The organism is Sphingomonas arantia (assembly GCF_042682045.1).
Taxonomy (GTDB): Bacteria; Pseudomonadota; Alphaproteobacteria; order Sphingomonadales; family Sphingomonadaceae; genus Sphingomonas_R; species Sphingomonas_R arantia.
Genome location: NZ_JBHUGS010000002.1, coordinates 1,210,143 through 1,221,753 on the forward strand (window position 1 = coordinate 1,210,143; position 11,611 = coordinate 1,221,753).

The 11,611-nt window shown below is 66.3% G+C and carries 16 protein-coding genes; all 16 read left to right on the forward strand.

The window, feature by feature from the left end:
- Positions 1 to 86 precede the first annotated feature (86 nt).
- Entirely contained in the window at positions 87 to 521 is a 435-nt protein-coding gene (locus tag ACFSGX_RS11395; RefSeq protein WP_380929957.1) for a P27 family phage terminase small subunit, read from the forward strand.
- On the forward strand, positions 511 to 2,325 hold the full coding sequence (locus ACFSGX_RS11400; RefSeq protein ID WP_380929959.1) for a terminase large subunit: 1,815 nt from the start codon (positions 511 to 513) through the stop codon (positions 2,323 to 2,325). The genes ACFSGX_RS11395 and ACFSGX_RS11400 overlap by 11 nt, the downstream gene beginning before the upstream one ends.
- Positions 2,326 to 2,538: 213 nt before the next feature.
- Positions 2,539 to 3,642, forward strand: a complete 1,104-nt coding sequence (locus ACFSGX_RS11405; RefSeq protein ID WP_380929961.1) for a phage portal protein — start codon at positions 2,539 to 2,541, stop codon at positions 3,640 to 3,642.
- Positions 3,639 to 4,502 carry a head maturation protease, ClpP-related gene (locus ACFSGX_RS11410; protein ID WP_380929963.1) on the forward strand — a complete coding sequence of 288 codons (864 nt, stop codon included), beginning with the start codon at positions 3,639 to 3,641 and terminating at the stop codon, positions 4,500 to 4,502. The genes ACFSGX_RS11405 and ACFSGX_RS11410 overlap by 4 nt, the downstream gene beginning before the upstream one ends.
- A 10-nt stretch (positions 4,503 to 4,512) precedes the next feature.
- Positions 4,513 to 5,769, forward strand: coding sequence for a phage major capsid protein (locus tag ACFSGX_RS11415; RefSeq protein WP_380929964.1), 1,257 nt, complete (start codon positions 4,513 to 4,515; stop codon positions 5,767 to 5,769).
- Positions 5,770 to 5,818: 49 nt separating this feature from the next.
- The gene (locus tag ACFSGX_RS11420; protein ID WP_380929966.1) at positions 5,819 to 6,115 is read left to right on the forward strand and encodes a hypothetical protein; all 297 of its coding nucleotides are present in this window, start codon (positions 5,819 to 5,821) and stop codon (positions 6,113 to 6,115) included.
- A 65-nt stretch (positions 6,116 to 6,180) separates the two neighbouring features.
- Positions 6,181 to 6,720 (forward strand): head-tail connector protein, encoded by a 540-nt coding sequence (locus ACFSGX_RS11425; protein ID WP_380929967.1) that lies wholly within the window; start codon positions 6,181 to 6,183, stop codon positions 6,718 to 6,720.
- Positions 6,720 to 7,076 (forward strand): head-tail adaptor protein, encoded by a 357-nt coding sequence (locus ACFSGX_RS11430; protein ID WP_380929968.1) that lies wholly within the window; start codon positions 6,720 to 6,722, stop codon positions 7,074 to 7,076. Before ACFSGX_RS11425 ends, ACFSGX_RS11430 begins: the two co-directional genes overlap by 1 nt.
- Complete coding sequence (locus ACFSGX_RS11435) at positions 7,073 to 7,603, forward strand: HK97 gp10 family phage protein (RefSeq protein WP_380929970.1); 531 nt, start codon at positions 7,073 to 7,075, stop codon at positions 7,601 to 7,603. The genes ACFSGX_RS11430 and ACFSGX_RS11435 overlap by 4 nt, the downstream gene beginning before the upstream one ends.
- Complete coding sequence (locus ACFSGX_RS11440) at positions 7,600 to 8,004, forward strand: hypothetical protein (protein ID WP_380929971.1); 405 nt, start codon at positions 7,600 to 7,602, stop codon at positions 8,002 to 8,004. Before ACFSGX_RS11435 ends, ACFSGX_RS11440 begins: the two co-directional genes overlap by 4 nt.
- A 24-nt stretch (positions 8,005 to 8,028) precedes the next feature.
- Positions 8,029 to 8,274: a hypothetical protein gene (locus ACFSGX_RS11445; protein WP_380929973.1), complete on the forward strand. Its 246-nt coding sequence runs from the start codon at positions 8,029 to 8,031 to the stop codon at positions 8,272 to 8,274.
- Between the two features lie 26 nt (positions 8,275 to 8,300).
- The gene (locus ACFSGX_RS11450) at positions 8,301 to 8,852 is read left to right on the forward strand and encodes a hypothetical protein (RefSeq protein ID WP_380929975.1); all 552 of its coding nucleotides are present in this window, start codon (positions 8,301 to 8,303) and stop codon (positions 8,850 to 8,852) included.
- A gap of 94 nt (positions 8,853 to 8,946) precedes the next feature.
- Positions 8,947 to 9,396 carry a hypothetical protein gene (locus tag ACFSGX_RS11455; RefSeq protein ID WP_380929977.1) on the forward strand — a complete coding sequence of 150 codons (450 nt, stop codon included), beginning with the start codon at positions 8,947 to 8,949 and terminating at the stop codon, positions 9,394 to 9,396.
- Between the two features lie 115 nt (positions 9,397 to 9,511).
- Positions 9,512 to 9,931: a hypothetical protein gene (locus ACFSGX_RS11460; protein ID WP_380929978.1), complete on the forward strand. Its 420-nt coding sequence runs from the start codon at positions 9,512 to 9,514 to the stop codon at positions 9,929 to 9,931.
- Positions 9,932 to 10,017: 86 nt separating this feature from the next.
- Positions 10,018 to 10,347: a hypothetical protein gene (locus ACFSGX_RS11465; RefSeq protein ID WP_380929980.1), complete on the forward strand. Its 330-nt coding sequence runs from the start codon at positions 10,018 to 10,020 to the stop codon at positions 10,345 to 10,347.
- Between the two features lie 17 nt (positions 10,348 to 10,364).
- The coding region (locus ACFSGX_RS11470; protein WP_380929982.1) for a phage tail length tape measure family protein at positions 10,365 to 11,611 on the forward strand (1,247 nt) is incomplete at its 3' end.

Sequence of the window (11,611 nt, forward strand, 5' to 3'; positions counted from 1 at the left end):
GGCAGGACACCGACACCGTCCCCCATGCGCACCGCGAGCAATTTTTGAGGGGGGAGGGTTTCGGCCCCCTCCGCCGGGAGGTCGTGATGGCCGATGTTATTGCGATCGACGGCGGCGACGGCGTTCCACCCGAACCGAACTGGACGCGGTATTTCGGCCGAAAAGCCGACCGCGAAACCGCTTCCGAGCACTGGAAGCGCGTCATCAGCGAGATGCGGAGCGCAGAGAAGCTGGCGGTTGCCAACACTCACGCGATCCAGCGGCTGGTCGTCGCCTACGTAACCTTCGACATCTCCGCCAAGGCGGTGCTGAAGCTGGGGCCGGTCGTGCCTGCGCCGCGGACCAAGGTTCTGACGTACAACCCGTGGTGGACGACGATGTCGAACGCGGCCAGCCAGGCGCAGGCGCTGGAAAAGGAACTGTGCATCTCGCCACGTGAGCGCGGGGCCGGTGCCAAGGTCGTCAAGGCCGCGCGCCGCACTACTGGCGCCGACCGATACCTGAAAAAGCGTGGCGAATAGGTTCCTCAGTGACCCGGACCCCACCACCGCGTGGGCCCGGGCCGCGATCGACGGCAAGTTGTTCACGGCTGGCGACCTGGTCAAGCATGCAGCCGAGCGCCACCTGCGTGATATCCGCGACGGCGAGCGGCGCGGCATATACTGGCGACCCGAGGAGGCGGCACACGCGCTGGAGTTCCTGCCGTCAGTTTTCCAGGTGACGGACGGCCCATCTGCCGGCCAGCCATTCTATCCGCTGGAGTGGCACACGTTCGTTGTCGGCTCGCTGTTCGGCTGGCGCACGGATACCAACCGTTGGCGGTACCGAACGGGCTGGCTGGAAACCGGCAAGGGTCAAGCCAAGTCGCCGCTGATGGGCGCCATCGGCGTCTACATCATGGGCTGGTGCGGCATCGCCCGCGCGCAGTGCTACGCGATCGGCGAGGACAAGAAGACCGCCAACGTACTGTTCCGCGACGCCGCGGCCATGTGCCGCGCAACGATCCCCGAGCACGACGACGGTGAAAGTCTTGAAGCGCTGGGCGAAGTTGTGCTGCGCGGCGAGCTCGAAAACGTCTGGAAGATCGAGCATCCGGACAGCGGGTCGTTCTTTCAGCCTATCGCCAGCGGCGAGAGCCTGTCCGGCCCGCGGCCGAACTATGTCGCTGGCGACGAAATCCATGAACTGACCGACGAGAACGTCCTTCAGACGTGGAAACGCGGCATTGATAAGGTCGCGGGTAACGCTCTGATGCTGATGGGCACGAACACGCCCGCCACTTCGCAGCACGTCGGCACTGCATGGTCGGAGATGTACCAGCAGATCGCGAAGGGAGAGGCGCGCGACGACAGCGCGTTCGCGTTCGTGGCCCGGGTGGACAAGGCCGACCGCGAGACGGTGTTCGAGAACGAGGCGTGCTGGCAGAAGTCATTGCCCGCGCTTGGCGAAACCTTCCCGATCACGAACATTCGCGAGACGGTTGCGTCCGCGCTGCTCCGGCCCTCGACCAAGTCCAGCGTGAAGCGGCTGTATTTCGGGATCGACACAGCGGCGGCCGACTTCTGGATCGACGAGGAAAAATGGTCCGCAGTGCAGGGCCCGGTCGATGAGACGGCGATGCGCAACCGGTTCTGCCGGCTGGCGCTCGACCTTTCTCAGAAGAACGATCTAACCGCCCTCTCCGCTGCCTGGGAGCCAATCGGCGACGAACCTCTGGCGGTAAAGAGCTGGTACTGGACGACCCGCGAGGGGCTTCGAGATCGAGCGGAGAATGACAAGGCCCCGTACGTCGAGTGGGTCGAAGACGGTTTCCTCGTCGCGACCCCCGGTTCGACGATCGATTACACGTTCGTTGCCATGCAGGTCGCACAGCTGAAGGCCGAGCAGAACGTCCAGGAACTGGTGGTCGATCCGGCGTTCATTTCCGGGTTCATCGATGCCTGCACCGATGTCGGACTTGAGGTCTGGCTTTACGGCGGCCCCGACAAACCCATCGGACGCGGTCTGAAGATCGTTGCGCATGCCCAGGGCAAGCGGGTCATGTTCGAAGACCGGCAGCTGTGCATGCCGCATTCGATCACGCGGACCGAGGACGCAATCCTGGACCAGCGGATCCTGATCGACAGTTCGCCAGTGACCTACAGCTGCGCGGCAAACGCCGCGATCGACGTCGACGGCCAGGGCAACCGGGCCTTCGACAAGAAGCGGTCACGGGGCCGGATCGACGGCATGGTTACAACGGCAATGGCCGTCGGTGCTGCGACGGCCAGCGTGAAGCCCAAGAAGAAGTCGGTCTACGAATCGCGCGGGGTGCGCCGGGTATGAGGGAGGTGATTGCGTATGTCGCCTGACGCATACCGAGCAGCCGCCGCGTTTCGACGCTCGACCGCACGCGGAGCTGAGATCGCCAGCGGCCGACGTGGCCCCCCCATCACGGCCTACCAGGCACACAGCCTCACTGACGGTGACGACCCCGCCCTCGCATCCTTCATTCGCGGCGGCCGTGAGGGCCTCGCAGGTGTCGCCGTCAGCGACCGCATGGCAATGCGCAATTCGGTCTTTTTCCGGGCAACGTCGCTCATCGCCGGGTCGATGGGCATGCTGCCACTTTCGCTATTTCGCCGCGCGCCAGACGGCACCACGTCGAAGGCGACCGATCACCGGTTGTACCAGACGCTGAAGCTCGACCCGAACGGGTTTCAGTCGCCGTCAGAGTTCAAGAGCTTCATGCAGCTGGCAGCGGTGCTCGACGGGAACGCATTCGCGCAGGTCGTGCGGTTAAACGGCGAGGTGCAGGCGCTCGTGCCGTACGACCGCGGAACAGTGCAGAAGGAGCGGCGAGGCGCGACCCTCCGATTCAAGCATACACCGAAGTCCGGTGGGACGACTTACCTCGACCCCCAGGACGTGTTCCACTTCCGCGCGCCGGTTTCGCTCGATGGGCTGAACGGGCTCGGCCTGCTGGAGGTCGCGGCGGACACAATCGGGCTGGCCCATCTGGCCGATCGTGCGATGTCGAAGCTACTGCGCAGTGGCGTGATGGCCGGCGGCGCGTTGCAGGCGAAAGAGGCGCTGTCCGACGACGCCTATGCCCGGCTCAAGGCGGACATGCGGGAACAGTATTCCGGCGCGGACAACGCTGGCGAGTGGATGGTCCTGGAAGAAGGGCTCGAAGCAAAACCGTTCTCCGGATCCGCGCGCGATACACAGTTTGTCGAACTGATGAAGCGCCAGGCCGAGGAAGGATCGCGCTTCACTGGCGTCCCCCGCCCCCTGCTCATGTTCGACGAGACGGCCTGGGGCAGCGGCATCGAGCAGCTCGGCCTCTACTTCGTCGTCTACTGCCTGCTGCCGTGGTTCGTGATCTGGGAAGAGGCAGTGTGGCGGCTGCTGTCGGTCAGCGAGAAGCGCGCCCGCAACGGCACCATGCTTTACGCCAAGTTCAACGAGCGCGCGCTGCTGCGCGGCTCGATGAAGGACCAGGCCGAGGTGATGGCACGCGCGCTGGGCTCCGGCGGCGGCATGCCGTGGGTCGTCCAGAACGAGGCGCGTGAGTCCTTTGACATGAACCCCAAGCCCGGGGGCGACTACCTCCCCCGCCCCGGCACCAGCGCCGCAACGATAGTCGAGGACGAGACATGATCTACACCCGTCTCCGGGCCGTGATGGCCGCCCAGCGCCCGCCCGAGATCGGCAATATCGGCTCCGGTTCGGACTGGAAGTTCGAGACCCGCGCCCTGGCCGCCGACTTCGAGAAGGTCGAGGTGACCGCGCTGGCGTCCGACCGTCCGACGATCTCGATCTTCGGTTACATCGGCGACGACGGCGATGGCGGCGGCATCTCGACCAGCCGTATCGCCGGCGCGCTGCGCTCGGTGGCAGGCAAGCCGATCACCGTCGAGATCAACTCGCCGGGCGGCAATTATTTCGAAGGCGTTGCGGCTTACAACCTGCTGCGCCGACACGATGCACCGGTCCGTGTCGAAGTGGTGGGCATCGCGGCGTCGGCGGCCTCCGTCATCGCGATGGCTGGCGACGAGATCGCGATCGCCGCGAACGCGGAGATCATGATCCACGAAGCACGCGGGCTGTTTCTTGGCACCAAGTCGGAGATGCGTGACGCCTGGGAGACGCTCGCCCACGTCGATACCGCGATGTGCGAGACCTACGCGGCGCGGTCCGGCCGCCCGGTCGCCGAGTTCGAGGCGCTGATCGCAGGCAAAGATGTCTATTTTCGCGGACAGGAGGCGATCGACGCCGGCCTCGCGGATGTGCTGATGGAGCGGCAGGCCGAGATGCCGGTCTATGCCAAGGCCACCAAGTTTCCGAGCGACAAGGAGTCGCTCGATACGTTTCTCGCAAAACTGGACATGCCGCGATCCGAGCGGCGGGACCTGTATCGCGCGATGGGCACGCGAAACGCTGCCGACCCTGCCACGCCCCGCGCTGGCGATGAACCGGAGGCCGATCTCTCGCGCCTCTTTGCTGCCCTAACCGTCTGAAGGAACAGACATGAACATGATGACCAACCTGCGCGGCACCGCCGCGACGGGCCGGGGCCTCATCGCCGTGCGCGCGGAAGCCCAGCCCAAGAAGCCCGACAGCATCGAAGCCCTCGGTGTCGCATTCGAGGCGTTCAAGAAGACGCACAGCGACCAGCTCGAAGAGATCAAGGCGGGTAAGACCGACGTCGTTACGTCGGAGAAGCTGTCGAAGATCGAAGGCGAGCTGGACAAGCTCCAGGCCGCGATCGAGAGCGTCAACCTGAAGGCCGCCCTCGGCAATGATAGCGGCGAGAAGATCCGCGACCCGGAATATACCGGCCAGTTCCAGGCCTACTTCAAGGGCGGCGCGCCGACCGCGAAGCTGGAAGAACTGCGCGCCGCGGCAACGAAAACCGACGGCGAAGGCGGCTATCTGGCGCCGATCGAGTGGGATCGCTCGATCAGCAAGCGCCAGAAGGTGATCTCCCCGATGCGCCAGAATAGCTCGGTCATCACGATCAGCGGTGCGGGCTTCAAGAAAGTCTATTCCGACGGCGTGGTCGGCAGCGGCTGGGTCGGCGAAACCGCCGCCCGCCCGCAGACCGTCACCCCCGGCCTCACCTCGCTCGGCTTCACGATGGGTGAGCTCTATGCCAACCCGGCGGCGTCGCAGGGACTGATCGACGATGCCGAGATCGACATCGAGGCATGGCTCGCTGACGAGGTGTCGGGCGAGTTCGACAAGCAGGAAGGGATCGCCTTCCTGTCGGGTGATGGGTCCAACAAGCCAGACGGCGTGCTGACCTACGTGACGGGCGGCAGCAATGCGGCCAAGCATCCGTACGGCGCGATCCTCGCGCTCAACTCGGGTGACGCCACGAAGGTCACCAGCGACGCGCTGTTCGATCTGCAGGCAAGCCTGGAAGCCGAGTTCCTCGCGAACGCCAAGTTCTACATGAACCGCGGCTCGCAGGCGGCATTCCGCAAGCTGAAGACGGCAGACGGTAGCTACCTCTGGCAGCCCAGCCTTGCGCTTGGCGTGCCGCCGACCCTCGCGGGTGAGCCGGTCGTTGATATGCCCGGCATGCCCGGCGTCGCGGCCGGCAACGTCGCGGCGCTCTACGGCGACATGGTCGAGACCTATCAGGTCATCGACCGCACCGGCGTCCGCGTCCTTCGCGACCCGTACACCGCCAAGCCCTTCGTGCTGTTCTACACGACCAAGCGGGTCGGTGGCGGCGTGAAGAACCCGACAGCCATGCGCGCGCTGCGCATCGCTGCCTGACACACCGGGGCCGGCTAGGACGCCGGCCCCTTCCCCCGGAGAAATTATCATGGCCAGCACCAAAGCCACGGTCGACACGACCGACATCGCTCCCTCTGGCGTTCCTGGCGTGTCCGATACGACCGGCATGACCGAGGACAGTCTGACGCCTGCCACCGATGTCGCGGCGAGCGGCGCCTTCATCGAACCCGAGATCGTCGCGCGCATCGATGTCGATCATCCGGCCGTCGACAACAACCCACGCAAGGGTCAGCCGCGCATCGCGAACCAGATCGACTTCAACGATCCGGCCCTCGGCAGCGAAGCTGCGGTCGCGAAGAACCTCAAGAATCAGGCGGAAGCCTGACCGACGTTCGGGGCGGGTTCTTCCCCCTGGCCCGCCCCGGGCAACCCAGCGATGCGAGGTGATCTATGCCCGAGCCCGTCTCGCTGGAACTTGCGAAACTACAGCTGCGCCTCGACGGCACGGCCGAGAATGCCCTGATCGAGCAGTCGATCACCGCGGCCCGCGAATGGGTCGAGAAATACACCGGCCATCTTCTGGTGCGCCGTGAAGTAGTCGAGGTTGTCGGCGCGCTGCGGAACACGGTGAACCTGTCCGCCTGGCCGGACGTCGTCGTGACGAAGGTCGAGTACCTCGCCGGCGGCGCGATGGTCTCGCTGGATGCAGCGGACTTCCGCGTCGCGCCGATGCAGCGCCCCGCGCAGCTCGCCCTGGTCGCCCCGTCCGGGTGGTTCGGTGCGGGCGCACGCGCCGCAGGCGCAGCATCTTCGCCCGTGATCACTGTGACGATGCAGGCCGGCTATGCCAACGGCGCCGTCCCCGCTCAGCTGGTGCGCGCCATGCTCGTACTGATCGCCGCCATGTACGACGGCCGCGGCAGCCTGTCCGACGCCGCGATCGCGTCCGCGACCGGGCTCTGCCGCCCCTACCGACGGTGGAGGGTCTGATGTCGGACATCACGCTGCGGTCCGAGGACCTGCCAGACCGCATCGCCTTCCAGCGCAAGGTTGCAGCAACCGGTTTCGCTAGCGCCGGGCAGGAGGAGTGGGTTCCGGTCGATACCGTCTGGGCTGGCGTTCAGGACTTGCTGCCCAGCCGAAGCGAGCGCACCGACGACGGCCTCGTCCTCGCCACCGGCCGCGCACGCGTTCGCATTCGGTGGCGGGACGACATCACGGCCGACATGCGGATCCTGCACGGGGAGCGGGTGATGCAGATCATCGCCGGCCCCGCCATGCTGGGCCGCCGCGGCGGCCTCGAGATGATGGCGGAGGACTATTCCACCGCTGGCGGTACCGCGTGAGCGTGACGATGCGCGGCGGCGCCGACTTTAACGCGTTCCTGGCGGCTTTGCCCCAGAACATCGAGCGGAACGTCCTGCGCACAGCGCTGAAGGCCGGCGCAGACGTGTTCGCCGAGGGCGCGCGCGAAGAGTGCCGATCTGAAGAGGTCCGCGGCACGATCCAAACCAGTAGCCGGTCCGAGAAGGGCATCGTGACTGCCAAGATCCAGACGAAGGGTGATGGCGCGTTCAAGGCGCCGTGGCTGGAGTTCGGAACCGACCCCCACTTCATCAGCGTCGACGACGATCAGACCGGCGGCAAGACGGTCCGGCGGATCAACCTGGAGGCGAAGCGCGGGTCGCTGGTCATCGGCGGCATGTTCGTTGGCTCGACGGTCTACCACCCCGGTGCCCGGCCCTACCCGTTCATGCGGCCAGCGGTGGACACGCGCGAGACCGCCGCGATCGCCGCGATCAGCGCGCATATTGCGGGCAAGATGACACGGGCGGGGATCGAAACACCCGCACCTGAGGATCCGGCGGAATGAGCGGCGTGCTGATCGCCGGTGACCTGCTGACGGGTTTCGATCTGGTCACGACCCTCGTGCCGATCGACCAGATCAAGGCTTGGGTGCTGCCGCAAGGTACGCCCCTCCCCTCGCTGGTCGCGACGTGCATCAGTCGGACGAAGGTCCAGTTTCTCGCCGCGGAGAGCGTCTGGCTGATCACGGAGCGGGTCCAGCTGACTGCGCGAGCCGCGAGCGGCTTGGCGCGCGCAGCCATCCTCCGCGCCGCGGAGCGCGCCTGTGCGGACCGTACCGGCACGATCGCCGGATTTGACCAGGTCGCGGTGTTGTTCGCCGGTGCCGGACCCGACTTCATGAATGACGCGGCCGACATTTTCATGGGCAGCATCGACCTGCGCATCAGCTTCAACGAGCCCGCCTGACCTTTCACAACACTGGAGACAGCCATGACGATTTCCAAAAAGCACGCCGTAGCATTGCAGCAGATCACGCACGGCGACGACGCATTTGCCCAGAACGCCGTGATCATTGGCATGGACGCCGGCCAGTTCGGGGACTGGGAGATGGCGGGGCTGGTACGCGAGGCAACTGCGACGGAAGTCGCGGCCGCAAAGGGTGAGAAGACCGTCGCGCGCAAGCCCCGGAAGCGGTCTCCCAGCAAGACGCCGGCAGCCCAGACACCGTCCGTCTAACGCATTCCATCAGCGAGGCGCACCGTATGACCAGTTCCACTTCCGCCGGCACGACGCTGGCGCTTTCCTCGGCAATGCCGGGGGCGCTGGACGCGGCCGGCTACGGTGCGCTGACGTATACCGTGATCGGCGGGGTGGAGAGCATCTCCGCCTTCGGTCCGCAGTCCGCCGTAAACACCTTCCAGCCGCTTGCCGGCGGTCAGCAGAAGCACAAAGGCCCGGTCAACTACGGCTCACTGCAGCTGCCTATCGCGGTCGATAAAGCGGACGCCGGGCAGACGCTGCTGCGCGTGTTCGCGAATCCGGACAACAGTGCTCAGGCGACGTTCCGTGTGACGCTGCCGAACGGCGACCAACGCTACTTCCGCGGGCGCGTGTTCGGCTCGCCGGAGACCGTCGGTTCGGCGACCAACGTGCTGATGATGACGGCTACGGTCGAGATCGTGACGCGGCCGATTGCCGTTAGCGCGGGCGGGACAGGTATCCCTGCAAACGCTCTTTCTCTCGACGGCACGGACGCCATGATCCTTTCTCTCGACGGCACCGATGCCGGCATTCTCGTGCTGGGAACCGTCTAACTGGTCCTGATGTCTCGCGCTCGGGATACTCACCCCTTTTGCCCGCCGGGCGAAAACTCCCCGCTGATGCGGGTTACCACCCTGGAGAAACATCATGCCAAGTTCGACTTCGGCGGGCACCACGATGGGCGTGTCCGTCGCCGCACCCGGAACCATGGATGCGGCCGGCTATGCCGCGCTGACGTACACCACCGTTGGCGGCATCGAGAGCATTCCCGCTTTTGGTGCGACCAGTGCCGTCAACAGCTTCCAGCCGCTTGCCGGGCCGCAGGAAAAGCACAAGGGGCCGGTCAACTACGGATCGCTTCAGATCCCGATGGCGACCGACAGGGCGGACGCCGGCCAGACGATCATGAACACGCTGGGCGAGCCGGACAACAACGCGATGGGCTCGTTCGTCGTGACGTTCCCGAACGGCGACAAGCGCTACTTCCGCGGCCGCGTATTCGGCTCCCCGGAGACGGTCGGCTCCGCGACCAACGTGCTGATGACCAACTCGACGGTCGAGATCAACACGAAGGTCGTGAAGGTCAACGCGGCCTAACCCCTTCCCGAGATCCGGCGCCCGCGACGCCGGCATCCCCCTCATGTGTCGATCCGGTCCGCTGTCGCGGGTCTGGGCCGGGTCGGCGCACCATCCTCCCGCGAAGGACGCATCCATGGATATCACCCGTTACAAGCCCGCCCTCACCTCGTTCATGCACCTGAAGAGCCCGGACGAAGAAGAGCCGCTGTTCGAGACGATCGACGGCGCGAAGGAAGCGGTGGGCATCACGTTCCACAGCGCCGGCAGCCCGGCCTATGAGGCAGCGGTCGCGAAGCGTACCAACCGGTCGCTCGTCCGCAGCAAGAAAAAGGCGGAACTGACCGCCGACCTGCTCCGCGCCGACACCGTCAACTTCCTGACCGACGTGACCGTGTCGTTCCACCATCTCGACTATCCGCCGGCCGACGGCGCGATCGGCGAGGATCTGTTCCGCGCCCTCTACGCCGATCGTGAGTATGGCTGGGTCGTCGAGCAGGCTAACGCCCACCTGGGCGACTGGTCGAATTTTACGAAGGGCTCGGCGAAGAGCTGAGCCTTTACGTCCGTCAGGTCGCCTGGCTGCTGGCCATCCCCCGGTGGAAGGATGGCAGCGGCAAGGAGACGAAGCTCCCGGCGCGGATGGAAGGCTACAAGGCCCGCAAGGTCGATCCGTCGCTGCCGCCCCTCACCGCCCGTCACGTGTTCGACTGGCTGATGGAAGTCGGCCCGGCGGATGTCGGCGCCATGGGGCAGGTCCCGCTCGGCTGGTCGACCATCCGGGACTGGGCGGACGGCACGTTCCAGCGGCTGTCCGCGTGGGAGTTCCGGACCCTGCGGAAGCTGTCCGCCGAATATCTCGCCGAACTGAGTGCCGCCGAGGATCGCAACCGACCCGCGCCCTGGTCGCCGGGTCGTGCCGACATCGATCCCAAAACCGAAGAGCAGCAGCTGCGCGCCGTGCTTGGCTGAACAGAAAGGAGGTCGCCATGGGTCAGAAGATTGCTTCGCTCGAAATCGAGCTGGCCATGGCGACCGGCGGAGCCGTGTCCGATCTCAACCGCTTTGGCGGTGTCGTGGACAAGGTCAGCGCGCAGGCGATCCGCGACCTGGACCGGATCGATGCCGCGACCAAGGGCGTCGGTGACATGACCCCGGCGACCGAGAAGATGGTGCGGTTCGCCGAGCAGACGGCCAAGTCGGCGATCGCGGCCGCGCGCGAGCTGAACCGCATCGAGCAGGCCGGCGAGCGCATGGCGGCCTCGCTCGAACGGCAGGCGTCGGTGTTCGGCAAGACGACGTCTGAAATCCGACAGATGAAAGCGGCGGCCGCCGCGCTCGCCGCGGAGCAGGCCGGCCAGATCGAACTGGCGGGACGGATCCGCGCGGCCGAGCAGCAGCTGTACGACGCCGAGTTTGCGGCCATGCGGAAGGCCGGCCAGGCGGCGGACGCGCTGGCGGAAGACCGGGCAGCGGCAGCGGCGCAGACGGTAGCGGCAGCCGAACGCGATGCGACGGCGACGCGGGAGGCGGCGCACGCGTACGACCTGTTCAACGCCAAGGTGCGCGAAGGCGTGGCTGCCATGAAAGAGGCTGATGCCGCCACCGCGTCCACCAAGCGCGAGGCCGATGCCATCGCCACGCGCGACGCCGCAATCGCGTACAAGCTGTTCGAAGAGCGGGTCCGGTCGGGTGCCCAAGCCATGCGCGAGATGCAATCGGCCGAGGAGGCCCGGGCCCGCACTTCGTCCGCCGCCGCGGTCACGCGTGAAGCTGAGGCGCACAAGAGGCTCGCCGACGAGGTGCGCGGGTCGCACGATGCGCAGATGGCGGATGCGGCGGCAGCGGAGCGGCTGCGCGCGTCGACCGACCCACTCTACGCGGCCACGAAGCGGCTAAACGATGAGATCGCGGAGTCGACCAGGCTGTACCGGACCGGTGCCACGGCGCCCGCGGAATATGCACGTCAGCAGCAGGTCCTCGCCGGGCGCATCGAGGAAGTGCGCCGCTCGCACGACGCCAGCGCAACATCTGCCCGCCGCGGCGCGGGCAGCATGGCGCAGCTGTCCTATCAGATCAACGACGTGGCCACGATGGCGGCCATGGGCGCCCCGCCCTTCCAGATCTTCGCAAGCCAGATTGGTCAGATTTTCCAGGTCGCGCAGCAGGCCGAGGGCGGGATGAAGGGTTTTGCCAAGCAGGTCGGTGGCCTGGCACTCGTGGCCGCGCCGTATGT